This window comes from Janthinobacterium sp. RA13, from assembly GCF_000745325.1.
GTDB lineage: Bacteria > Pseudomonadota > Gammaproteobacteria > Burkholderiales > Burkholderiaceae_D > Janthinobacterium > Janthinobacterium rivuli.
In genome coordinates, this window is record NZ_JQNP01000001.1 from 6,105,390 (window position 1) to 6,129,218 (window position 23,829).

Annotated in this window: 16 protein-coding genes, 1 tRNA gene and 1 other RNA gene; 14 read left to right on the top strand and 4 right to left on the bottom strand. The window is 62.4% G+C overall.

From position 1 onward, the window contains the following. The first annotated feature begins 81 nt into the window (after positions 1 to 81). From ffs to FG13_RS27145, 6 genes are all read left to right on the top strand, one after another. Positions 82 to 180, top strand: an RNA gene (ffs, locus tag FG13_RS29770) — signal recognition particle sRNA small type. A 238-nt stretch (positions 181 to 418) separates the two neighbouring features. Continuing rightward, positions 419 to 2,728 carry a DNA polymerase III subunit gamma/tau gene (dnaX, locus tag FG13_RS27125; RefSeq protein WP_035826122.1) on the top strand — a complete coding sequence of 770 codons (2,310 nt, stop codon included), beginning with the start codon at positions 419 to 421 and terminating at the stop codon, positions 2,726 to 2,728. Positions 2,729 to 2,770: 42 nt separating this feature from the next. After that, a complete protein-coding gene (locus FG13_RS27130; protein ID WP_034759121.1) occupies positions 2,771 to 3,097 on the top strand; it encodes a YbaB/EbfC family nucleoid-associated protein in 327 nt (108 codons plus the stop codon). Between the two features lie 47 nt (positions 3,098 to 3,144). After that, on the top strand, positions 3,145 to 3,735 hold the full coding sequence (gene recR / locus FG13_RS27135; RefSeq protein WP_034786598.1) for a recombination mediator RecR: 591 nt from the start codon (positions 3,145 to 3,147) through the stop codon (positions 3,733 to 3,735). A 10-nt stretch (positions 3,736 to 3,745) separates the two neighbouring features. Next, a complete protein-coding gene (locus FG13_RS27140; protein ID WP_035826124.1) occupies positions 3,746 to 4,966 on the top strand; it encodes a CaiB/BaiF CoA transferase family protein in 1,221 nt (406 codons plus the stop codon). A gap of 88 nt (positions 4,967 to 5,054) precedes the next feature. Next, complete coding sequence (locus FG13_RS27145; protein ID WP_035828865.1) at positions 5,055 to 6,197, top strand: esterase-like activity of phytase family protein; 1,143 nt, start codon at positions 5,055 to 5,057, stop codon at positions 6,195 to 6,197. Here the strand turns inward: FG13_RS27145 and FG13_RS27150 are convergent. From FG13_RS27150 to FG13_RS27165, 4 genes are all read right to left on the bottom strand, one after another. Continuing rightward, positions 6,166 to 8,325: a putative bifunctional diguanylate cyclase/phosphodiesterase gene (locus FG13_RS27150; protein WP_035826126.1), complete on the bottom strand. Its 2,160-nt coding sequence runs from the start codon at positions 8,323 to 8,325 to the stop codon at positions 6,166 to 6,168. The two genes, FG13_RS27145 and FG13_RS27150, sit on opposite strands and share 32 nt — an antisense overlap. Position 8,326: 1 nt before the next feature. Then, entirely contained in the window at positions 8,327 to 11,173 is a 2,847-nt protein-coding gene (locus FG13_RS27155; RefSeq protein ID WP_035826128.1) for a hybrid sensor histidine kinase/response regulator, read from the bottom strand. A gap of 227 nt (positions 11,174 to 11,400) precedes the next feature. Further along, positions 11,401 to 11,601: a YbdD/YjiX family protein gene (locus tag FG13_RS27160; protein WP_010396213.1), complete on the bottom strand. Its 201-nt coding sequence runs from the start codon at positions 11,599 to 11,601 to the stop codon at positions 11,401 to 11,403. Next, a complete protein-coding gene (locus FG13_RS27165) occupies positions 11,601 to 13,661 on the bottom strand; it encodes a carbon starvation CstA family protein (RefSeq protein WP_035826130.1) in 2,061 nt (686 codons plus the stop codon). Before FG13_RS27165 ends, FG13_RS27160 begins: the two co-directional genes overlap by 1 nt. 245 nt (positions 13,662 to 13,906) lie before the next feature. Here FG13_RS27165 and FG13_RS27170 point away from each other — a divergent pair, with 245 nt between their 5' ends. The 8 genes from FG13_RS27170 (at position 13,907) to FG13_RS27210 (ending at position 23,789) form a co-directional block, all read left to right on the top strand. Next, complete coding sequence (locus tag FG13_RS27170; RefSeq protein ID WP_035828866.1) at positions 13,907 to 15,280, top strand: cache domain-containing protein; 1,374 nt, start codon at positions 13,907 to 13,909, stop codon at positions 15,278 to 15,280. A gap of 6 nt (positions 15,281 to 15,286) precedes the next feature. Further along, positions 15,287 to 15,916, top strand: a complete 630-nt coding sequence (locus FG13_RS27175) for a response regulator transcription factor (RefSeq protein ID WP_035826133.1) — start codon at positions 15,287 to 15,289, stop codon at positions 15,914 to 15,916. A 264-nt stretch (positions 15,917 to 16,180) separates the two neighbouring features. Further along, positions 16,181 to 17,305, top strand: a complete 1,125-nt coding sequence (locus FG13_RS27180) for an EAL and HDOD domain-containing protein (RefSeq protein ID WP_327062588.1) — start codon at positions 16,181 to 16,183, stop codon at positions 17,303 to 17,305. A gap of 1 nt (position 17,306) precedes the next feature. After that, positions 17,307 to 19,352, top strand: coding sequence for a putative bifunctional diguanylate cyclase/phosphodiesterase (locus FG13_RS27185; protein WP_035826136.1), 2,046 nt, complete (start codon positions 17,307 to 17,309; stop codon positions 19,350 to 19,352). Positions 19,353 to 19,499: 147 nt separating this feature from the next. Further along, positions 19,500 to 19,589 (top strand) — tRNA-Ser (locus FG13_RS27190). A gap of 516 nt (positions 19,590 to 20,105) precedes the next feature. Then, positions 20,106 to 21,266, top strand: coding sequence for an acyltransferase family protein (locus tag FG13_RS27195; RefSeq protein WP_035826138.1), 1,161 nt, complete (start codon positions 20,106 to 20,108; stop codon positions 21,264 to 21,266). Between the two features lie 532 nt (positions 21,267 to 21,798). Further along, complete coding sequence (locus FG13_RS27200; protein WP_035828870.1) at positions 21,799 to 22,953, top strand: serine hydrolase domain-containing protein; 1,155 nt, start codon at positions 21,799 to 21,801, stop codon at positions 22,951 to 22,953. A 578-nt stretch (positions 22,954 to 23,531) separates the two neighbouring features. Further along, entirely contained in the window at positions 23,532 to 23,789 is a 258-nt protein-coding gene (locus tag FG13_RS27210) for a hypothetical protein (protein WP_035826142.1), read from the top strand. Positions 23,790 to 23,829: the final 40 nt, after the last annotated feature.

Genomic DNA, 23,829 nt, shown 5'->3' on the forward strand with positions numbered 1-23,829 from the left:
CATTGCCAACTTGACCGGGGGTCTGACCCCGGATTTCAGCTTGCTTCCCCAATCTTGCGCAGGTCGGTTATAATTATCCCCGGCGGGCCCCTGCGCATCGTGGCATGGCTAACCTGGTCAGGTCGGGAACGAAGCAGCCACGGCTATTAACCATGAGTGCCGCAGATCAGGCTCGCCTCCTTCGGGAATGTTTTATCAGGATCAACAATCAAGCTGCCATGGGCAGCTTTTTTGCTTTTACGGCCCCGTTTTCCTGCCGGCCCGCAGCACTGCCGGGCTTGCCGTGTTTTCCCTGTTTCTACGTGGCCATGTTATACAATTGCTGCTTTGCCGCGTTTGCCATATTGGAATGGCCCGGCCATGAGGCTTGCGCCCGCCGCGCAGGATCACCCGCAAAATCGCATGGTAAAATCTCAGCATGTCCTATCAAGTCCTCGCCCGTAAATACCGCCCCAAGAATTTCGAGACGCTCGTCGGCCAGGAGCACGTCGTGCGCGCGCTCACGCATGCCTTGCACAGCGGCCGATTGCATCACGCCTATCTGTTCACGGGCACGCGCGGCGTCGGCAAGACGACCCTGTCGCGCATCCTGGCCAAGTCGCTCAATTGCATCGGCCCCGATGGCACGGGCGGCATCACGGCCCAGCCTTGCGGCGTGTGCGAAGCGTGCACGGCGATCGATGCGGGACGCTTTGTCGACTATATAGAGATGGATGCGGCGTCGAACCGCGGCGTCGATGAAATGGCGCAGCTGCTCGAGCAAGCCGTGTATGCGCCAAGCAATGCGCGCTTCAAGGTCTATATGATCGATGAGGTGCACATGCTGACGAACCACGCGTTCAATTCCATGCTCAAAACCCTGGAAGAACCGCCCGAGCACGTCAAGTTCATCCTGGCCACGACGGACCCGCAAAAGATTCCCGTCACCGTGCTGTCGCGCTGCCTGCAGTTCAACCTCAAGCAGATGCCGCCCGGCCACATCATCAGCCACCTGGACAATATCCTGGGACAAGAGGGCATCGCCTTTGAACAGCCGGCCTTGCGCCTGCTGGCCCAGGGCGCCCACGGTTCCATGCGCGACGCGCTGTCCTTGACGGACCAGGCCATCGCGTATGCGGCCGGCGAAGTGACGCTCGACGCCGTGCAAGGCATGCTGGGCGCGCTCGACCAGTCTTACCTGGTGCGCCTGCTCGACGCGCTGGCGCAGCAGGATGGCGCCGATTTGCTGGCCGTGGCTGACGAGATGGCTTCGCGCAGCCTGTCGTATAACGGCGCCTTGCAGGATTTGGGCACCTTGCTGCATCGTATTGCACTGGCGCAAACCGTGCCCGCCGCCTTGCCGCAGGATTTGCCGGAATACGCGGATATCGTGCGTTTGGCCGCCGCGTTTGACGCGGAAGAAGTGCAGCTGTTTTATCAGATCGCCGTGCATGGCCGCAATGAACTAGGCCTGGCGCCCGACGAATATGCGGGCTTTACCATGACCTTGCTGCGCATGCTGGCCTTTCGGCCCGGCATAGGCGGCGCCGATGGCGTGCCGGCCGCAGCACCAACATCGGTACCGGGCAACCGTCCCGCTGCCGTGGCCGCCGCGCGCGCTGCGGCAGGGGCATCCGCACCGGCAGCCCGCGCCGCCACGAACAGCGTGGCCAGCCACGCGGCCGTGACCCCGCCCGCCGTGGTCGCAGCCGCTGCCGCCAGCATGGCGCGCAGCGAAGCGCCGCCGCCACGCGCGGCTGCACCGGCACCGGCACCGGTAGCCGCCCCGGCGCCAGCAGCAGTGCCGCCGCCTGCCGCTGCTCCCGCTGCGGCGGCCCCGGCAACCTCGGGCGCTCCGATCAGTTCCGCCCGCGCCGCCATCAATGCGGCGCTGGAAGCGGCCCGCGCCGCCTCGAAAGGCCGTCCGGGCAGCGCGCCATCGGCGCCATCGTCGGCGCCCAAGCCAGCCGCACCGGCACCTGCAGCGGAACCTGTCGCCGCTGCGCCAGCCCCGGCTGCACCCGTCCAGGCCGCGCCGCCGCCACCACCGCCCGCCGCCGCGAAAGCACCTGCGCCGTGGGACGATGCGCCACCGGTCGCCGTGATGGAGGCTCCCGTCCAGCAGGCACGTCCTGCCGCACCGCCGCCACAGCAGGTGCCGGCCGACGACGACTTGCCGCCGTGGGTCACCGAATTTTCCGACGACAGCGCTTCGGCCGCCGTGTCGGCGCCCGCCGCGCAAAGCAGCGAGCAGCCGGCCGTCATCATGCCGCAGCGCGCCGCCAAGCAAGCCGCGCCCAGCGGACCGTATGTGATCACGCCCGTGCCGGGCCTGGACTGGGACGGCAACTGGCCGGCCGTCGCTGCCGTGCTGCCCCTGCGCGGCATAGCCCAGCAATTGGCCGTGCAGGCCGAGCTGATCGAATGCCTGCACGACGGCCACAGCACCACCTTCCGCCTGCGCGTGCCGATCGACACGTGGCGCAGTCCGGCCAACGTGGAAAAACTGGCGGCCGTGCTCAGCGAGCGTTTCGGCCGCAAGGTCAACGTAGACACGGAACTGGGCGCCGTCTGGTACACGGCCAGCGCGGAAGCGCAGGCCCACCGCGAGGCGTGCCAGCTGCAAGCGGAAGAAACCATTGCCAGCGATCCCTTCGTGCTCGACATGAAGCGTGCATTCGACGCTTTTGTTGTGCCGGGAACGATTACCCCTGCACCGGCCGGCTCCGCCGCGCCGACCCTGCATTGATGATTAACAAAACTCATAAACTGAATTGAACGGAGCATTCTCATGATGAAAAATCAACTGGCTGGCCTGATGAAGCAGGCGCAAGCAATGCAAGACAACATGAAAAAGGCCCAGGAACAACTGGCGCTGGTGGAAGTGGAAGGCCAGTCCGGCGCCGGCCTGGTGAAAATCGTCATGACGTGCAAGAACGACGTCAAGCGCGTGTCCATCGACCCGTCGCTGCTGGCCGACGACAAGGACATGCTGGAAGACCTGGTCGCCGCCGCCTTCAACGACGCCGTGCGCAAGGCGGAAGCGACGTCCGCTGAAAAAATGGCAGGCTTGACTGGCGGCATGAACTTGCCAGCCGGCTTCAAAATGCCATTCTGATGCACTACCGCATGCGCTCGATCTGTGGCACGGGGCAAGGTTGATCCATGTCCAAGTCGCTTGAATTTTTGACCGAGGCGCTGCGGCGCCTGCCCGGCGTCGGCCCCAAGTCGGCGCAGCGGATGGCGTTTCATTTGTTGCAGCACGATAGGGAAGGCGCGGCCATGCTGTCGCGCGCCCTGTTCCAGGCCGTCGATGCCGTGCATCACTGCGGCCTGTGCAATACCTTTACCGAACATGAAGTGTGCGAGACCTGTCTCGACGAAGAGCGCGACAAGCGCTTGCTGTGCGTGGTGGAAACGCCCGCCGACCAGCTGATGATCGAGCAGACGCTCACCTACAAGGGCCTGTATTTCGTCCTCATGGGGCGCCTCTCTCCGCTGGACGGCATCGGCCCGAAAGATATCCACCTCGAAAAATTACTGAACCGCGCCAACGATGGCGTGGTCGGTGAAGTGGTGCTGGCCACCAACTTTACCAATGAAGGCGAAGCGACGGCCCATTACATCAGCGAAATGCTGAAGGCGCGCGGTTTGCGCGTGAGCCGCCTGGCCCGCGGCGTGCCCGTGGGCGGCGAACTGGAATACGTCGACGCGGGCACGATTGCCCGCGCGATGCTCGACCGCAGGGCAACCTGAACTGATCTCTATGACAGAATCCTCCGCGAATACTGGTCCTTTAAAAGGTATCAAAGTCCTTGAACTGGGCACCCTGATCGCGGGGCCGTTCTGTGCCCGCATGCTGGCCGAATTCGGCGCCGACGTGATCAAGATCGAAGCGCCCGATGGCGGCGACCCCATCCGTACCTGGCGGGTGCTGAAGGATGGCACCTCCTTGTGGTGGTCGGTGCAGGCGCGCAACAAGAAAAGTTTAACCCTGAACCTGAAGTCGCCCGAGGGCAGGGCGATTGCCCGCCAGCTGGCCCTGGAAGCGGACATCATCATCGAGAACTACCGCCCCGGCGTGCTGGAAAAGTGGGATCTCGGCTATGAACAGCTCAAGCAAATCAAACCGTCCCTGATCATGGTGCGCCTGTCCGGCTTTGGCCAGACGGGGCCGATGAAGGACTTGCCCGGTTTCGGCGCCATCGGCGAATCGATGGGTGGCTTGCGCTATGTCTCCGGCTTTGCCGACCGTCCGCCCGTCAGGGTCGGTGTGTCGATCGGCGACTCCGTGGCGGCCCTGCATGGCGTGATCGGCGCCATGATGGCCTTGCGCCACCGCGACGTGACGGGCGGACGCGAGCAAGGGGAAGGCCAGATGGTCGACGTGGCCCTGTATGAATCCGTGTTCAATCTGATGGAGTCCCTGGTGCCCGAATACGATCAGGCGGGCGTCGTGCGCGAGCGCACGGGCGGTTCCTTGCCCGGCATCGTGCCCTCGAATACCTACACGACGGGCGACGGCGAAAACATCGTGATTGCCGGCAACGGCGACGCCATCTTCAAGCGCTTGATGCTGGCCATGGGCCGCATTGACATGGCGGGTGACCAGCAACTGGCGCGCAACGACGGCCGGGTGGCGCGCACGCAGGAAATCGACGACGCCATCGGCGCCTGGTGTGCCACGCACACCATCGATAGCGCGCTGGCCGTGCTGAAAGCCGCCGACGTGCCGGCCGGCAAAATCTACTCCGTGCGCGACATGATGAGCGACCCGCAATTCCTTGCCCGCGACATGTTCGAACAGCACCAGTTCCCCGACGGCACGCCCGTCAAATTGCCCGCCATCAGCCCGAAACTGTCCGCCACGCCGGGCAAGACCCAGTGGCTGGGGCCGACCCTGGGCCAGCACAACGACGAGGTGCTGGCGTCGCTGGGCTATGACGCTGCCGCCATTGCGCGGCTCAAGGCGGATGGGGTGGTGTAATTCGCTATTAACCCACAGAACTAAAGCTGGGGTCAGACCCGGCGGGTCTGACCCCGGAATGTGCTTCCTGACTTATTTGATACCGATCATGCCTTCATTGTTCCATCGCGCGCGCACCGCGCTTGCCCTGGCGTCTTCCGCCATCCTTCTCTCCGCCTGCGCCAGCTTCCCCCACGACGCGCCGGTCACGGGCCTGCGCCTGATCGGCGAACAGCGCATCGCGCTCAAATACGCGTTCGAGGGCACTTCGGTGGGCGGCCTGTCCGGCATCGATTACGATGCGGCCAACAACAGCTGGGTGATGGAAAGCGATGACCGCTCGGCAATCAATCCAGCCCGTTTCTACCGCGCCGCGCTGCACTACGACAGCAAGGCGTTTACGGGCGTGACCTTGAACAGCGTGCATTTCTTCACGCAGCCCGACGGCAGCCGCTATCCGAACCTGGCGCATGCCAGGCTGGAGCAGGGCGACCAGGTGGCCGACATCGAAACCATCCGCGTCGATCCGCAGGATGGCAGCTTGTGGTACGGCAGCGAAGGCAACCGCAAGGTGGGCTTGCACCCGTTCGTGCGCCATGCCGATAGCGGCGGCCACTACCTGAGCACCTTGCCCACGCCCGCCATGTTCAAGGTGTCGCAGGAAGCAACGGGATCGCGCAACAACATGAGTTTTGAAGCGCTGTCGTTCTCGTCGGATGGCAAGAGCTTGTGGCTGGGCATGGAAGCGGCGCTGTACCAGGATGGCCCGCTGGCCACGCCCGATAACGGCTCCGTCGTGCGCATCACGCGCCTGGACCGCGCCGGTACCGTGCTGGGCCAGTATGCATATGCTATCGAGCCGGTGGCGTCGCGGCCGGCGCCAGGCAAGGAAGCGGACAATGGCGTGTCGGAAATCCTTGCCGTCAACGGTCACCAGTTGCTGGTGGTGGAGCGGGCCGGCGTGGAACATGCTGACGGTGTGTATACGAACCACGTGCGCGTGTATGCGATGGACACGGATGGCGCCACCGACATCCAGGCCATGCCGGCCCTGGCGGGCGCGGCCTACGTGCCGGCGCGCAAGCGATTGTTGCTGGACCTGGAAAAGACCGGCCTGGCACGGGTCGACAATATCGAAGGCATCAGCTGGGGCCCGCGCCTGGAAAATGGCCGCCGCAGCCTGGTGATGATTTCCGACGATAATTTCAACGCCCAGCAAGTCACGCAAATCCTTGCCTTCGAAGTGCTCTAGTTTCCAGGCTGGCCAGCTGGCCCCTCTGCCTGGCCAGCATGGCCGTGATCGTGTCGTGCGGCGACGGGTGGCCCAGGAAGTATCCCTGCGCCATGTCGCAGCCGTACTCTTCCAGCATCAGCAGTTGCTCGTCCGTTTCCACGCCTTCGGCCACCACCACCATTTTCAAGCCATGCGCCATGGCGATGATGGCGCGCGTGATGGCCGCGTTTTCCGTATCCTGCGGCAAGCCGGCGATAAAACTCTTGTCGATCTTCAAGGCTCGCACGTCGAAGCGTTTCAAGTAATTCATTGACGAGTATCCCGTGCCGAAGTCGTCGATCGACAGGTACACGCCGATGCCGCGCAATTGCTCCAGGGTCACCATGGTGGCGCGCGCATCGTCCATCAAGGTCCCTTCCGTCAATTCCAGTTCCAGCAGGCGCGCATCGAGGCCCGTGTCAGCCAGGGCCGAGAGCACGATTTGCATCAGGTTTTCATCTTTGAATTGCTTGGCCGACAGGTTGACGGCCATGCGGATGGCCCGCCCGCCATCGTTTTGCCACGCCTTGGCCTGGTTGCACGCCGTGCGCAGCACCCATTCGCCGATGGGCATGATCAATCCCGTCTCTTCGGCCAGCGGGATGAATTCCGTGGGCGAGATGATGCCCCGCTCGGGATGGCGCCAGCGGATCAGCGCTTCCACGCCGACGATTTGCGTGCTGGGCACGTCGATCTGCGGCTGGTACAGCAGGTATAGCTCGTTGTTCTGCAAGGCCTTCCTCAAGCCCACTTCCATCTTGACGTGGCTCATGATTTCCATCGTCAGCGAAGAACTATAGAGCTTGGCGTTGTTCTTGCCGCAGTTCTTCGCGTGGTACATCGCCGTGTCCGCATATTTGAGCAGCGAGTTGCAGTCCTCGCCATCTTCCGGATACAGCGAAATGCCGATACTGGCCGTGACGAAAATCTCGTGCCCCTCGATCATGAAGGGCCGGCGCATGGCTTCCTTGACGCGGTGCGCCACGTTCAGCGCGTCTTCCACGCGCTCCAGATCGGGTATCAAGATCGTGAATTCGTCGCCGCCCAGGCGCGCCAGGTTGCTGCCGCCGAAGACGGCTTCAAACTCGTGTTCGGCGCGCAGCACCAGGTCGCTGGGGCGGATGGTTTCGCGCAGGCGCTCGGACACCACCTTGAGCAAATGGTCGCCCACGTCGTGGCCCAAGGTGTCGTTGATGCGCTTGAAGGCATCGAGGTCCATGAACAGCACGGCGAATTTCTTGTCGTGTTCCTTCGAGCGCAGCAGCTCGCGCTCCAGCGTTTCCAGGAACGCTTGCCGGTTGGGGATGCCCGTCAGGCTGTCGCAGTAGGCCAGGCGCCGGATCTGCTCCTCAGTACGCTTGCGTTCGCTGATATCGCGCACCAGGCCCAGGACTTCATCGGCCCCCGTCGCCACCAGGCGCGCTTCGAAATGGCGCGTGCTGTCTTCGTGCGTGAGCGTGTAGTCGACCGAGCCGATATGCTGCGTGGCCAGCACGGCGTGCGCCTGGTCGAGCAGGCGCGCGGCGATTTCGGGCGGCAGCACGTCGCGGATATGGCTGCCCACGCAGTCGGTGATGGAAAAGCCGGCGCTGGCGTCGTGGCCCTGTTCGTAGTCGAGATAAAAGCCTTCGCGGTTCAGGCGAAAGAAGGTGTCGGGGATGGCGGCCAGTACGGCGCGGTTGTGCGCGTCGGCGATGCGCAGGCGGGCGATGGCGTCGCTGGCGCGCAGCACGTACAGCACGCGGTGGCCGAGGATGGGCCAGTTGATGGGTTTGGAAATGAAGTCGGTGGCGCCCACCTCGTAGGCGCGCGTGACGGCTTCCAGTTCGTCGCCGCCCGTCACCATGATGATGGGCACCGTGCCGCCCACTTCCTGGTGGCGGATTTCGCGGCACACGGCAAAGCCGTCCATGGCCGGCATGTCGACGTCGAGCATGACCAGGTCCGGGCCGCTGTGCTTGTAACTGGCCAGTGCCTGCACGCCGTCTTCGGCCTCGATCACGTCCAGGCCCACCTGCGTGAGCATCTGCCGCATCAGCAGGCGCATCACGGGATCGTCGTCGGCCACCAGCACCAGGCCGCGGGGAGGGGAGAGAGGCGCTGTCATGTCAGTGTTCCTTCACGAGGATGGCGTTCAGCGAGTCGCGTACGGCCAGGAAGGCTTGCTGCATCTGCAGCAGCAGGGGAGCCGCGCCCTCGGTGCTGCCGGCGCGGCCCAGTTTTTCCATCTCCTTGCACAGCTGCGCCAGGCCGTCGGCGCCCACGTTGGCGCTGCTTGACTTCAGGCTGTGCGCCACCTTGCGCAGCGCTTCCGCATCGGCGCCGGCAATCGCTGCGCGCATGGCGCTCAACTGGCGCGGCGTCTCGCCGACGAAGGCCTGGATGACCCGTTCAAGCAGCGCATCGCCATCCGTGCCGGACAGGGCGCGGATGTTTTCCAGCGCTTGCCGGTTCAGCGGCTGGCCGGCTGGCGTGGGCTGCGGCGCGGGAGGCGTCTCTGGCGGCGTTTGTTGCTCTGGCACTTCGCTGTGGTGCACGGTGGCCGCGCGCGGCAGGGTGATCCAGCGCGCGATCGTGTGGCCCAGGTCTTGCTGCGTGAACGGTTTGCTCAGGTAATCGTCCATGCCGGCCGCGAGGCATGCTTCGCGGTCGCCCTGCAGCGCATTGGCCGTGATGGCGACGATGGGCAGCACGCGCGCGTGGCCGCAGTGCTGTTCGTGGCGGCGGATTTCCGCCGTGGCGGCAAAGCCATCCATCACGGGCATCTGGCAATCCATCAGGATCAGATCGAAATCCTCGGCCTGCGCCGCCTGCAAGGCTTCTTGGCCGTTGTGCGCGCAGACCACGTCCAGGCCCAGGCTGTCGAGCATGGCCAGCGCCACTTCCACGTTGACGGGATTGTCCTCTGCCAGCAGCACGCGGCGGCGCTGGCGCCGGCCCACCTGACGGGGCGCGTGCGGCGGATGGATGCGCATGCCCTCGCTGACGCGCGGCGGCGTGACGATGCAGTCGAACAGGTCGCATTCGCGGGCCGGCTTGATCAGCTGGTAGGCCACGCCCGCCTCGCGCCGCTGCACCGGGTCGGCCGCCGCCTGTTCCGTGCTCAGCAGTAGCAGCCTGAGGTCGGCCAGCAGCGGGTCGCTCTTGATGTTGGCGGCCAGGGCCAGGCCGCTGGTGCGCGGCAACTCCATGTCGAGCAGGGCCACGGCATATGGCGTGCCCGCCTGCGCGGCCGCGCGCAGCTTGCCCAGGCAGTCGCTGGCCGTGCCGGCGCTGTCGCTGACGATGTGCCAGCTGGCCAGTTGCCGCTCCAGCACGGCGCGCGTGGCGGGTGTGTGGTCGACGATCAAGGCGCGTAACCCTCGCGTGGTTTTCAGGTTGAAGGACGGGTCATCGCTGTCGACCCGCCGCTTATCGAAATTTACTTCGAACCAGAAGATCGACCCTTGCGTTAAAGCATTATCAACGCCGATAGTGCCACCCATCAGCTCCACCAGCTGTTTCGAGATCGTCAGTCCCAGGCCCGTGCCGCCGTGCTTGCGCGTGGTCGAGCCGTCCGCCTGCGAGAACGATTCGAAGATGCGCGTCTGCGCTTCGCTCGACACGCCGATGCCCGTGTCGTGCACCTCGAAGCGCAAGCCCACGCTGGGCGCGTCTTCGCCGCAGACGGTCACTTTCACGGTGACCTTGCCCGTTTCCGTGAACTTGATGGCATTGCCCAGCAGGTTGACGATGATCTGGCGCAAGCGGTTCGGGTCGCCGCAGATGGCGATCGGGATGTCGTAGGCGATGTCGAATTCCAGGCTGATGTTTTTCGCTTCCGCCTGCGGCGCGAACACGTGTTCTATGTCGTCGAGCAATTCGCGGAAATTGAAGCGGATGTATTCCACGCTCAGCTTGCCCGCCTCGATCTTGGAAAAGTCGAGGATGTCGTTGATGATCACCAGTAAATTCTGTCCTGAACGCTGCACCATGCTCGTGTAGTGGCGCTGCTGCGGGCTCAAAGGGCTGGCCAGCAGCAGTTCCGTCATGCCCAGCACGCCATTCATCGGCGTGCGGATTTCATGGCTCATGGTGGCAAGGAAAGCGCTTTTCGCCTGGCTGGCCGCCTCGGCCGCGTCCTTGGCCTTTTCCAGCTGCGCCGTGCGCACGCCCACCTGGCGCTCGAGCTGGTCGCGGTAATTGGCCAGGGTGCTGTCGCGGCTGTCGATCTGCGCCAGCATGTCGTTGAAGCTGTCGATCAGCACGCCCAGCTCGTCGCTGCGCTGGTGCGCGATGCGGTGGCTGTAGGTCTGGCTGCTCGACACTTTTTGCGCCGTGTCGATCAGCTTGGTGATCGGTTCGGCGATCACGCTCTTGAAGCGCCGCGCCAGGAAGACGGCGATCAGGAAGGACAGCACGGTGGCGCCGCCGATGGCGCCCACGTGGCGGCCGATGTCGCGCCACATGTGGTTCAGGTCCGCCTCGATCAGCACGGCGCCGATGATCTGTTGCGGCTCGCCTGGCCGGTAGACGGGACGGTACAAGCGCATGGCGGGCGCCAGGGTCGTGCCCGAGCCTTGCGTGACGGGCTGCACGGCCATGTCGGCCAGTAAGGCCGGGTCCATGTCTTCCGGCGCCGCCAGGCCGTCTGCGTGCTGCGACGCACGGTACAGGGCGAACAAACGCCCGCCCTTGTCGAACAGGGCCGCCTGGGCCACCTCGTCGCGCGCGGCCAGCGCGGCCAGCACCTGTTCCGCCTGCGCCTGCGCCGATTTTCCCGCCAGCAAGGGCGCCGCGCTGGCCGCGCCGATCACGCCCGCCAGCGACAGCAGCTGCTTGCCTTCATCGCTCTTGTGGCTGAGCACGGACGTCAGCGCAAACGCCACGAACACCAGCAGCAGCGCGCAGCCCGACGACAGTACCGAAATCATGGTCAGCTTCTGGCTGATGCTGGAGCGTTGGAAATTGAACATGAATTCGCTGCTTCCCCGGTCGCCCGTTGACTGTTATTTAATTCCTATTGGAAAAATATAGACGCGAAGACACACCCTGATATTGATGTGGGTCTAAGGGAGGAGAGGGGAGGGGAACTTACTGAAGATGAAACAACGAGGGCGCAACAATGGGGTCAGACCCGGCGGGGACATGTGCCCTAATAGGGCACATGTCGATCCCGCAGGGACTGACCCCAGCACTTACATTAGCAACACCCTCCGCGTTTTCCCGCGCCGCCATAACGCGCTTCCTGCCGTTCGCGGAAAAACTCTTCATACGTCATCATCGGCTCGCCGGGATGGGTCACTTCCCGGTGCGCCACATAGGTGTCGTACTCGGGCAAGCCGCACATGAGCCGCATGCTTTGCCCCAGATACCGTCCAGCCTTGATGATTTCGTCGATCATCATTGCACCGTGGGCAAGGCCTGGAACGGCGTTTCCTTGGTGCTCGGCTGGCTGTCGGCGCGCGCCTTCAGAATCGTACGGACGCCGAAGAACAGCACGCTGACGACGACGATGACGAAGAAGGCGGCCAGGCCGGCGTCCAGGTAATCGTTGAAGATGATCTGCTGCATCTGCGCCACCGACTTGGCTGGCGCCAGCAGGGTGCCTTCATCGAGCGCCGCCGAATATTTCCTGGCGTGCGCGAGGAAGCCGACGCGCGGGTTGGCGTCGAAAATCTTTTGCCAGCCCGCCGTCAGGGTGCACAGCAGCAGCCAGATGGTCGGCGTGATGGTGACCCACGCATACTGGCCACGCTTCATCTTGAACAGCACGCAGGTGCCGAGGATCAGCGCGATCGCGGCCAGCATCTGGTTGGCGATGCCGAACAGCGGCCACAAGGTGTTGATGCCGCCCAATGGATCGACCACGCCCTGGTACAGGAAGTAGCCCCAGGCCGCCACGCACAGGCCCGTGGCCAGCAGGTTGGCGATGACGTTTTCCGTCTTTTTCAGGCTAGGCACGAAGCTGCCCAGCAAGTCTTGCAGCATGAAGCGGCCGGCACGCGTGCCCGCATCGACGGCCGTCAGGATGAACAGCGCTTCGAACAAAATCGCGAAGTGGTACCAGAAAGCCATCATGGCCTTGCCGCCGATGGCGCCGGACAGGATCTGTGCCATGCCGACGGCCAGGGTCGGTGCGCCGCCTGCGCGCGAGATGATGCTGTGCTCGCCAACGTCCTTGGCCGTCTGCGTCAGCATTTCCGGTGTGACATAGAAGCCCCATTGCGAGATCGCCTGAGCGGCGGACTCGGCCGTGGTGCCGATCAGGGCGGCCGGGCTGTTCATGGCGAAATAGATGCCTGGCTCGATGGTCGATGCGGCCACCAGGGCCATGATGGCAACAAACGATTCCATCAGCATGGCGCCATAGCCGATGAAGCGGGCGTGGCTTTCGTTTTCAATCATCTTCGGCGTGGTGCCCGAGGAAATCAGCGCGTGGAAGCCGGAGACGGCGCCGCAGGCGATCGTAATGAACAGGAAGGGGAACAGATTACCCGACCAGACAGGGCCGGAGCCGTCGATGAACTTGGTCATGGCCGGCATTTTCAGGTAGGGCGCGACGACGATGATGCCGATGGCCAGGCCCAGGATGGTGCCGATTTTCAGGAAAGTCGACAGGTAGTCGCGCGGCGCCAGCAGCAGCCACACGGGCAGGACGGAGGCGATGAAGCCGTAGCCGATCAGCATCCACGTCAGTTCCGTTCCCGTGAACGTGAACATCGGACCGAGCACCGCGTGTTCCTGCACGTACTGGCCGCCGATGATGGCCAGCATCAGCAGGACGAAGCCGATGATGGAAATCTCTCCGATGCGGCCCACGCGGATGAAGCGCGAGTACACACCCATGAACAGGGCGATGGGGATCGTCGCCATCACGGTGAAGCTGCCCCATGGGGAACCGGTCAGCGCCTTGACGACGATCAAGGCCAGCACGGCCAAAATGATGACCATGATCATGAAGCAGCCCAAGAGCGCAATCATGCCGGGAATTTCGCCCAGTTCCGCCTTGATCAGGTCGCCCAGCGAGCGGCCATCGCGGCGCATGGAAATGAACAGCACGATGAAATCCTGCACGGCGCCGGCAAACACGACGCCAGCCAAAATCCACAGCATGCCGGGCAAATAGCCCATTTGCGCGGCCAGCACGGGGCCGACCAGGGGACCGGCGCCGGCAATCGCCGCGAAATGGTGGCCGAACAGCACATATTTGTTGGTCGGCACGTGGTCGAGGCCATCGTTGTGCTTGAAGGCCGGCGTCATGCGGCGGGCATCCAGGCCCAGCACCTTGTCGGCGATGAACAGGCTGTAGAAACGGTAGGCGATCAGATAGACGCAGACGGCGGCGATGACGATCCAGATCGCGCTGATCGGTTCGCCACGTTGCAGGGCGACGACGCCCAGGGACCCAGCGCCTGCCAGCGCAAGCGCTGCCCAGCCGAGCTGTTTGAAAATGCGGTTCATGCTTCCTCCAGAGATTGACGGGCGCTGTGCCGTGCGATGATGTGTGCTGCCGAGCCTGGTCGTCGCCAGTTTGGGTGTGAATTGGGTGTATCTGCAGCTTATGGCGAGTATTCAGGAATCGTATAATCGATGCAAGCGCACGACTACGCAGTAACGCTCAGTATTACTACGCAGACCGATTGCCGCGCCGCGACGTAAAATCACGCATTCCCACCAGCATCGACGCCGCCGGAGCGCGCAAGGCCATGAAACTCAGACAGAAAGTCATCTTCCTGGCCATCACGCCGCTCATCCTCGCCCTGTGCGCCATCGCGTTTGCCGTGCGGCATCAGGCGATCACCCTGGCCGAGCAGCAGCGCGCCACCATCCAGCAAGCGTACTTGGCCAGCAAGGAGGCCGAACTCAAGCATTACGTGACCCTGGCCAGCCATTCCATCGCCTCCCTGTACCAGTCGGGGCGCAAGGATGACGCCACGCAAGAGGAGGCCAAGCGCATCCTGTCGGCCCTCAGCTATGGCGACGACGGCTATTTCTTCATCTATGATTTGCAGGGCAAGTCGCTGATGCATCCGCGCCAGCCCGAGCTGGTGGGGCAGAATTTGTGGCAATTGCGCGACGCCGAGGGCAATCTGACCATCCAGCGCCTGATGCAGCGGGCCAAGAGCGGCGGCGGTTTCGAGCGCTACAACTGGATCAAGCCGTCGAGCAACAAGTCCGCACCCAAGCTCGGCTATGTGATCCTGATGCCGGAATGGGGCTGGATGATGGGTACCGGCATTTATATGGACGACGTGGACCAGGCGCTGGCCAAGGTCGACGCCCAGCAGTCGCGCAATATCCGCTCGACCATGGAGCTGATCGCCGCCATCGCCATCCTCGGCTCCCTGCTGGTGGCCGCCTGCGGCCTCGTGCTGAACTTGCGCGAATTGCGCGTGGCCGACGCCAAGCTGAAGGTGCTGGCGCAGAGGGTGGTCGAGTCGCAGGAGGAAGAGCGGGCGCGGCTGTCGCGCGACTTGCATGACGGCATCAGCCAGTGGCTGGTGTCGATCAAACTGCAGATCGAGGCGGGCATCGCGCGCCTGGGTGGCAATGCCGAGCAGAAAGACAAGGCGCCCGCCACCTTCGAGCGGGCCGCCGAGCAGCTGAACAAGGTGCTGGGCGAGGTGCGGCGCATTTCGCACAATCTGCGCCCGGCCATTCTCGACGACCTGGGCCTGGCCGCCGCGCTCGACCACCTCGTGCATGAATTTAACGACAGCAGCAGCGCGCAAGCCAGTTTCACGGCCAGTCCCGCGGCGGCGGGCGAGGGCTTGCCCGACATGGTGAATACCGTGCTGTTCCGCATCGCCCAGGAAGCGCTGACCAATTGCGAGCGCCATGCCCACGCGCGCGGCGTGGAAGTGAGCTTGCTCGAAGCGGGCAAGGCCGTGGAATTGCGCATCCAGGATAATGGCGGCGGCTTCGATTTTGACGGCATCGCCCTGCATCCGCAGCGCGGCATCGGCCTGCGCAATATGACGGAACGCATGGAAGCCATCGGCGGCAGCCTGCACATCACCTCGTCCCCGGCCGGCACCGTGGTGCTGGCGCGGCTTGAGCTTTCCTCCACATTAAAATAGAGAACCATGACCGAGAAGATCAACATCCTGCTGGTGGACGACCACCCCCTCGTGCGCGACGGCTTGCGTGCGCGCCTGGAAGCGGTGGCGCATTTCGACGTGGTGGCCGAGGCGGGCGGGGCCGACGAGGCGCTGGCACAGGCGCGCCTTCATCAGGTGGACCTCGTGTTGATGGATATCAATATGCGCGGCATCAACGGCATCGAAGCGACGGCCCTGTTCAAGCAGGCGTTTCCGCAGATTGCCGTGCTGATACTGTCCATGCACGACAAGCTCGAATATGTGTCGCAAGCCATCGCCGCCGGCGCGCGCGGCTATGTGCTCAAAGATGCTCCTGGGAAAGATATCGTCTTCGCCATCGAGACGGTGATGTCGGGCGGTATCTATTACAGCGCGGCGCTGGCGCGGCAGCTGTCGCGTCCGCAAGTGCACGATTCCTTCCTCACCACGCGCGAGCAGCAGGTGTTGCAGCACATCGCGGCGGGCCAGTCGAACAAGCAGATCGCCCGCGCGCTGGATCTGAGCGTGCGCACGGTGGAGACGCACCGGCTGAACATCAAGCGCAAGCTCGGCATCGAAGGGCAGGCCGAATTGATCAAATATGCGGTCGAGCACGCGCATGGCGGCAGCGCCTGAGCATGCGCGCGCCGTGCCGGATTTTTGCCACACCCGCATGGCAGGCGGGTCTCGCGGGAGAATGTTCTTTTTGAACATTTATTGCCAAAATTAAACTGTTTCGCAGGTGAGATTCGGATAGAATGATTCTCGCTGTCGAGGGCATCCCTGTCGGGCCAGGGTTGCCAATGCTGGTCAGTTTATTTACTATGGCGCCCTACCCACACTGAGATACCGATGTCAGCGTCTGAATCAAACCTGTTTCCGTTGGTGGGATTACAAGCAGTGGCCAATGCTCATAACGAGTGGGTCGCTGTCACCCTGCATGGTCCGCAGGCCTGGACGGCGCCGCTGCTGGCGGCGCTGGCCGCCGCCGATGCGTATGCCTTCCTGGCGCCGCTCGACTGCATCATTCCCCTGGCCGACCCGCATGGCGTGGACGAGGCTGTGCTGGCGCAACTGGCGCCGCAACGCACCATCTTCCGTTTGCCGGCGCATCTTGCCGGCGACAAGCAACTCCAGAAAAAATGCCAGCAATGGCGCGACGCCGGCTATCGCATCCTTCTCGATGGGGCCGAAGCCGGTCCCGTGACGGCGGCGCAAGTTGACGCGCGCGCGCTGAGCTTTGATGCGGCCGGCGCGCACCCGGCCCTGCACCAGCTGCTGCCCCTGGCGGGGCCGCACCTGGCTTACAACATCGCCGACGCGGGGCAGTTTGCTGCCTTGCAAGAGCTTGGCGTCAGCTGGTTTGCCGGCGATTACGCCCTGCACCATGCGCGCCAGCAAAGCGAGCCGGAAGACGCCACGTCGCGGCGCCGCTTGCTGGCGCTGCTGGGCTTGCTGGCCCGCGATGCCGACGCGCACGAGCTGGAAGTGCCGCTCAAGCAAGATCCATCGCTCAGCTATCATTTGTTAAAACTGGTCAATTCAGCCGCCTTTGGTTTCACGGCGCCGATTACCAGTTTCAGCCAGGCCATCACCTTGCTGGGGCGGCGCCAGCTGCAGCGCTGGCTGCAACTGCTGCTGTATGCGCGGCAACAGGACGACGGCAAGATCCACGCGCTGCTGCCGCTGGCGGCCGTGCGCGCGGCGCAGATGGAAGCGCTGTGCCAGCTGCGTGGCGGCGACCGCGACGCGCAAGACCTGGCCTTCATGGCGGGCGTGTTCTCCCTGCTCGACGTCTTGCTGGGCATGCCGATGGAAGAGATCATCGCCACCCTGAACCTGGCGCCCGCAGTGAGCGCCGCCTTGCTCGAACGCAATGGCGAACTGGGCACCTTGCTGGCGCTGGTCGAAAGCGCCACGCCGCCGCCCGAGGGCTTGCGCCGCGCCGGCATCGATGGAGCAACCTATTGGCGCAGCCTGCTGCAGGCCTACCAATGGGCCATCCAGGTCAGCCGGAACCTCTAGCATGACCCTGTTTCCGGTGTCGGATTTCCTTGGTGACAGCGCCGCCCTGTGCGACGCCGTCGTGCGTTTGCGCGGCCCCGCGCTGGTCACTGAGCTGGGCCGTATCGCCAGCGCCGTGATGGTCAGTCCGCATGGCCAGTTCCTGCCCGCGGCCAGCACCGATGGCGGCGCTCCGCCCGCGCCTTTCCCCCGCGATACGCCCGCCTTGTTGCAGGAAATCAGCTTCGATGGCCATTGCTTTGGCCATTACAGCGTGGCGGGACGCAGTGTGTACAGCGACGCCGACCGTCGCCACCTGGCCAGCCTGGCATCGCTGACGGCCGGCGTCTTGCAAGTGCATTCGCTGGCGCAACGTTCCACGCACGCCTACGCGCAGGTGGAAGCCTTGCTGGCGCAGCAGACGCAAATCCTCGACCAGTTGCACGAATCCGTGCTGACGATGGATTTGACCGGTTACATCACCAGCTGGAACAAGGGCGCCGAGCGCCTGTTCGGCTACACCTCGGTGGAAGCCGTGGGGCGCAACATCCTGTTTCTGTACGACGATGAAGACACGGGTTTCCACGACGCCTTTCTGGAGCAGGGAGGGCGCCTGATGGAGGTGCGCCGCCGAAAGAAGTCGGGCGAGATCTTCTGGGCCAGCCTGTCCCTGTCGCCGCTGCAAGACCTGGACGACAAGCCCATCGGACTCATCGCCTACCTGACGGACATCACCGAGCGCAAGCTGGCCGAAGAGCGCCTGCACCACCTGGCCTATTACGACCCGCTGACCAGCCTGCCCAACCGCACCTTGCTGGCCAAGCTGGTTGACCAGGCCCTCTCCGTGGCGCAGCGCAGCAAGATGCTCGGCTGCGTGCTGTTCATCGACCTGAACCGCTTTAAACTGATCAACGACACCCTGGGCCGGCGCATCGGCGACGAGCTGCTGCGGCAAGTGTCGCTGCGTTTTCGCCATGCCTTGCGCGACCAGGACCTGGTGGCCCGCCTGGGCGGCGACGAGTTCGCCGTCGGCCTGTTCGACATCGGCCAGCATTTCGAGGCCAGCATGGTGGCGCAAAAGCTGCTGGCCTCGCTGGTGGAACCGTTTTTGATCGAAGGCCACGACCTGCGCGTGGGCGCCAGCATCGGCATCAGCGTCTACCCGCAAGACGGGCAGGACGCGGAAACCCTGCTGCGCCTGGCCGACATCGCCATGTACCGCGCCAAACAGGACAGCGGCGGCGAAGCGGAAAGCGTGGCCTTCTACAGCCAGGACATGAACCTGGGCATGCAGGCGCGCATGCGCCTGGAAACAGGCTTGCGCCAGGCTTTGTCCGAGCAGCAACTGCTGCTGCACTACCAGCCGAAATACGCGCTGGGCAGCGGCCGCATCATCGGCGCCGAAGCGCTGGTGCGCTGGCACCACCCGCAGCACGGCATGATCCCGCCGGCCGAATTCATCCCCCTGGCCGAATCGACGGGCCTGGTAGTGCAAGTGGGCGAATGGGTGCTGGAAGCGGCCTGCGCCCAGGCGCAAGCGTGGAAACTGGCCGGCCTGCCGCCGATCCGCCTGGCCGTGAACGTCTCCGCCCGCGAATTCACGTCAGCCCTGCCCGCCAGGGTGGCGGCGACCCTGTCCCGCTACGGCCTGGAAGCGGCCTGGCTGGAGCTGGAAATCACGGAAAGCACCCTGATGCACAACATCGAGAGAGTCATCGGCATCATGGACCGCATCACGGCCCTGGGTGTGGCCCTGTCGCTGGACGACTTCGGCACCGGTTATTCCAGCCTGTCCTATTTGAAACGTTTTCCCATCGACACGTTAAAAATCGACAGGTCCTTCACCACCGGCATCCCCACCGACGCCAGCGACTGCGCCATCGCCAGCACCATCATCAGCATCGCCCAGCAACTGCACCATAAAGTGATCGCGGAAGGCGTGGAAACGACCGAGCAACTGGCCTTCCTGAAGAGTTCGGGCTGCGACGAAGTGCAAGGCTATCTGTTCTCGCGCCCGTTGCCAGCGGTGGAGTTCGAGAAGGCGCTGCGGGAAAACTGGGGCCTGTAAGGCTCAGTTTTGCTGTGCCAGCGCCGGCGTTGCCCCCGCAGACGAAGAGCCGTGGCTGTTCTCCTGTCCGCTTCGCTGGGGGAAATAAGGCCACGGGAGTGCTAGCCATTGGTAAGCCACTGACCTTTATGTATAATGCTGCCATCTGGAAGCGTGGCCGAGTGGTTGAAGGCACCAGTCTTGAAAACTGGCGACGGGTTAAACTGTTCGTGAGTTCGAATCTCACCGCTTCCGCCAGGAAATAAAGAAACCGCCTTCGGGCGGTTTTTTATTGCCTGGCGGAAGCGAGCAGGGCGCCTTCGCGCCCTGCGTGTGAGATTCGAAGGGCTGGGCCTACCGGCCCAGCCCGCCCCGAATCCTCCAACTGCTGCCGCTGCGCGGCAGCCCCGCGCGCCGCAGGCGCGCGTTCGTGATTTCACAGCTTTTCGACTGAGCCAGCTTTCACAGCACCTACGCCTCAGTCCGTGTCTGAAATCCGGACCTGACCCTCGCTCCCGCTCGCTCCCGTGACCCTCGCTCCCGAAAGGCGCATGAGGACTAGCGCGGGAGGGCGAAGAGGGGGTATGCGATTTGACGCATTTTGACGCACTTTGAGCGGTTTTTAGTGCGGGTGGTGCATGGTGCGCGAAGGGCTGAGTTCGTGCGCTGGTGGGGCTGTAGCGCAGTCGCACGAGCTGCCCCTATCGCGTTTTGGGGAGCAAGAATCCTTTATAATTGTCATAATTTAATGTTCTGCAGGAAACAATCACCACAATGGCCAGCTCACAATCCAATCGCACAACTGTAAGTTCCGCTGTCCCAAGGTTCGAGGAACTCGACGGCCTTCGGGGGCTTGCTTCGTTCTCGGTTTTCCTCTCTCACGTCTACCTGATGCAGAAGGTGGACATCGTGCCGGCCAGCCTGAGTAGTTCTTTCCTGCGCTCCCTGTGGGACGGCGACGCCGCGGTGTACCTGTTCTTCATCCTGAGCGGTTTTGTCCTGGCGCTACCTTACTTTACCCGCGAGCGCAAACCGATCCAACTGCTCTCCTATCTGGTCAGGCGTGTCTTCCGGATATACCCAGCGTACCTAGTGGCGTTGTTGTTTTCGCTTTTGCTAATGCACTTTGTGTTCGCAAAAGGTGGCCTGTATGGGCTCAGCGACTGGATAAACACTTTTTGGCGAGGTGAGGTATCTGTCGCCGAAGTCTTGCGGCATATTACGATGATCGGCCCGGACACGAACAAGATTGATCCGCCTGTCTGGACGCTGCGACTGGAACTGATCATTTCAGCAGTGTTCCCGTTAATCATCTACGTGCTGCAGGGCAAAAACTCGCGCGTTCTTTGCTGCGCCGTTGTCGTGGCGTTTGCCGCGTTTTTCTTCTTGAAGCCCACCGCGTTCCTGTACTTTGCCCTATTCATTACCGGCGGCATTCTTGCGAAGTTGCACCAGGCGTTGGCTACATACCTGCGTAGCCTCCCGTCCATAGTGGGCGCGCTGCTTCTTGCGGGCGCGTTCTTCCTTTATTCAAGCCGATTCACCGTGCAGGCGGTAGGGGACAACGAAACGCTTTGGCACTGCCTGGTAGGCGCTGGAGCCGCGTTTCTGATTATTCTCGCCATCTCTTACTCGCCATTCACCTCGCTGCTCAGAACTAGGCCCGTCCAGTTCCTTGGTGATATTTCGTACAGTTTGTATCTTTTGCATTTTCCGATCCTGCTTGCGTTGTCTTCATTGGTTTTTCCTGCGACGCAATCGCTTATGCTGTGTGCGGCAATAGCCTTGGTAATCAGCGTTGGCGCGGCGTACCTTTCGCTCAGGTTCGTCGAGCGGCCGTTCCAGGCCCTCGGCAGGCGTGTCTCGAACTCAGGCATGATCGCCGCATTGCAAGAAACTGTTCAGACCAAAATGGCGCGCTGGTTGGCAGCTTAAGTCGAAACTCATTGTGGCCCGGCCTCGACCGGCATCGTTGGGATGCCGGTCATGCTGGCATTGGCCCATGTGATACTCGACATTAGGTATGTGATACTTGTTGTTCAGACAGGTAACTGCTCTATTGAGAGTCCTTGCACAGCAAAATTGTTTCCGCATCATATGTATGATGCCGCGAAAACAGGGCGTTGTAAGGGGTCAGGAAAACCTTTGATACGGAATGAAAATAACCGTAAGTTATTGATATTGAATGAATACTTTTTAGACTTGAAAACTAGCGACGGGTTAAACTGTTCGTGAGTTCGAATCTCACCGCTTCCGCCAGGCAATAAAAAACCGTCCAACTATTTGGGTTCAGTTCACTTTCAGTGGTTTTTATTTCGCTCACCACTAAACGACGCTTTTCTCCCGCTGGTCCGCTAAAAGCGCAGTTCATCGCAAGCTGTTAGTTCTTTGTCGCCATCTCCTTTATCTTCCTTGTTGAGCTGGCGCGAACGGTCGCGCTGCCGCGCCTTTCAACGGGGATGTCCACATGCTGAAACTTCACACGCGTCGCCTCGCCTCACCGCTGCTGCTGACACTGCTTTTACTACTGCAAGCTCCTGCCAGCCAGGCTGACTCCGTCTCCACCGCCACCGCTGCTTCCGCACTTGGCGAAGAAGAAGCGCTGGCCGCACGCATCAACAGCGAGATCGCGCCCCTGTTCAAAGCCAACGAGCCTGGCGCGACGATCATTGTCACGCGGGATGGCCTGACCGTGTTTCGCAAGGCCTATGGCATGGCCGATGTGGCCAAGGGCTTGCCCATGACCCCGGACACGGTGATGCGCATCGCCTCAATCACCAAACAGTTCACTGCCACGGGCATCTTGATGCTGGTCGATGAAGGCAAGCTGGCCCTGGGCGACGACATCCACAAGTTCTTTCCCGACTACCCCAGCGGAGGCCAGCGCATTACGATCGAACATCTGCTGACCCATACTTCGGGCATCGCCAACTATACGAACAAGCCGGGCTTTGAGGCGGGAATGAACACGGATCTGACCGTGAGTCAGATGATAGACAGCTTCAAGAACGATACGCTCCAGTTCGAACCGGGTACCCGCTATGCGTACAGCAATTCAGGTTACTTCTTGCTGGGTGCGATTCTCGAAAAGGTATCCGGGGTATCGTATGCAAAATTCGTCGAACAGCGCATCTTCGTGCCGCTCGGTATGGTCAACAGCGCTTACGATGGCCATGAACGTGGCAGCGCGATGCGCGCCCAGGGCTATACGCGCAGCAGTGGCGGCGCTGGCTTCGAACCAGGCAAGGCGGTCAGCATGACGTTGCCGTATGCGGCCGGCGCACTCGTGTCCACAGTGGACGACCTGGCGCGCTGGGATGCCGCCGTCAGCGCAGGCAAACTGCTTCAGCCTTCCACTCAGCAGAAAGCGTTTACCGCCTATGTCCTGGCCGACGGCAAAAGTGTCCCCTATGGCTACGGATGGAGCGTGCGCGAGATGCGCGGTATGCCAATGCAGTCACATGGCGGCGGCATTCCCGGATTTTCTACTTACGCTTTGCGTCTGCCCGAGAAACAATTGTATGTGGCGGTGCTGAGCAATGCCGACAGGGGCCTTCCGGGGGCCGAAATGATCGCGTTGAAGGCGGCGACTATCGCAGTTGGCCATGTTTTTTCGGACTAGATGGCGCCTCTGCTCGAAGGAAATGTATTTGAGGAGTACGCAAAGCCTTTTTGTACCGATGCCTTTGTGTAGGTAGGTTAGTAGGTACGGCTTTCGTTGGGGACGAAGGCATCGCATAAACCTGGTCCGCCCCGTCTCCTCGACCTTGCGCTGCGGAGGCAGGGGGCCACCCGGTGTGAAGGATCCGTCCGCACCGCCGCCTGCAACGCATGCGCAATCTGCCAAAAACCTGGCCTTTTATTCCCGGCCAAGCGCGGCAAACAGATGGCAAAATTCTCATCTTGCATGGTTTTTAACTAGGATATTTTGTCCCAATGTATGGATATTGTTTTCAAGTAGTATGCATCAGAGCGTGCAGCAACACCGTCCTTGTATGGCAGTCGCTGACGTTTTCGCCTCTCTCATCTGCATATGGCAAATCAATGCGCCCGATGCCATTGTTATTTCATCGGTAGCTATAATGACAGAGTCAAACAGGGTGCCTGGGAGAAGGTTGGAACAGCAGCTGCTGATGCAGCGTTTTGAGGTGGTGCTCCTCACGATAGATAGTGTCAAGTAATAGACTGGAAATACTCAAAATGACGGATTTGGATTGGACCCCTATAGTCTTCGTGACGTTCAAGGCTCTCGTGCTCGGCACGGGCATGTTCTTCGCCATCAAGTGGCATTACGATCAAGGGAAGAAGGACAAGGATAAGGCGAAGCAGAATCGCGCGGTGCTGCGCGCAAGCGGCAAGGTGGTCACAGTCTTCGTGCTATTGCTCGTGGGCCTGGGGATCGCCACCTTCTTCCTTATCAGGATGGGCGGTCTGGAGTTGGACTTGACCCTCCCTTGATGGCAAAGAATAGTCGGCCGAGATCCATTGATGTGGCAGC

What these genes read in the sequence shown, in the direction of transcription:
- dnaX (WP_035826122.1), top strand. Translation starts at nt 419, where the DNA reads ATGTCCTATCAAGTCCTCGCCCGTAAATACCGCCCCAAGAATTTCGAG.
- FG13_RS27195 (WP_035826138.1), top strand. Translation starts at nt 20,106, where the DNA reads ATGGCCAGCTCACAATCCAATCGCACAACTGTAAGTTCCGCTGTCCCA.
- FG13_RS27170 (WP_035828866.1), top strand. Translation starts at nt 13,907, where the DNA reads ATGAAACTCAGACAGAAAGTCATCTTCCTGGCCATCACGCCGCTCATC.
- FG13_RS27150 (WP_035826126.1), bottom strand. Translation starts at nt 8,325, where the DNA reads ATGACAGCGCCTCTCTCCCCTCCCCGCGGCCTGGTGCTGGTGGCCGAC.
- FG13_RS27155 (WP_035826128.1), bottom strand. Translation starts at nt 11,173, where the DNA reads ATGTTCAATTTCCAACGCTCCAGCATCAGCCAGAAGCTGACCATGATT.
- FG13_RS27200 (WP_035828870.1), top strand. Translation starts at nt 21,799, where the DNA reads ATGCTGAAACTTCACACGCGTCGCCTCGCCTCACCGCTGCTGCTGACA.
- FG13_RS27130 (WP_034759121.1), top strand. Translation starts at nt 2,771, where the DNA reads ATGATGAAAAATCAACTGGCTGGCCTGATGAAGCAGGCGCAAGCAATG.
- FG13_RS27160 (WP_010396213.1), bottom strand. Translation starts at nt 11,601, where the DNA reads ATGATCGACGAAATCATCAAGGCTGGACGGTATCTGGGGCAAAGCATG.
- FG13_RS27210 (WP_035826142.1), top strand. Translation starts at nt 23,532, where the DNA reads ATGACGGATTTGGATTGGACCCCTATAGTCTTCGTGACGTTCAAGGCT.
- FG13_RS27165 (WP_035826130.1), bottom strand. Translation starts at nt 13,661, where the DNA reads ATGAACCGCATTTTCAAACAGCTCGGCTGGGCAGCGCTTGCGCTGGCA.
- FG13_RS27185 (WP_035826136.1), top strand. Translation starts at nt 17,307, where the DNA reads ATGACCCTGTTTCCGGTGTCGGATTTCCTTGGTGACAGCGCCGCCCTG.
- FG13_RS27140 (WP_035826124.1), top strand. Translation starts at nt 3,746, where the DNA reads ATGACAGAATCCTCCGCGAATACTGGTCCTTTAAAAGGTATCAAAGTC.
- FG13_RS27175 (WP_035826133.1), top strand. Translation starts at nt 15,287, where the DNA reads ATGACCGAGAAGATCAACATCCTGCTGGTGGACGACCACCCCCTCGTG.
- recR (WP_034786598.1), top strand. Translation starts at nt 3,145, where the DNA reads ATGTCCAAGTCGCTTGAATTTTTGACCGAGGCGCTGCGGCGCCTGCCC.
- FG13_RS27145 (WP_035828865.1), top strand. Translation starts at nt 5,055, where the DNA reads ATGCCTTCATTGTTCCATCGCGCGCGCACCGCGCTTGCCCTGGCGTCT.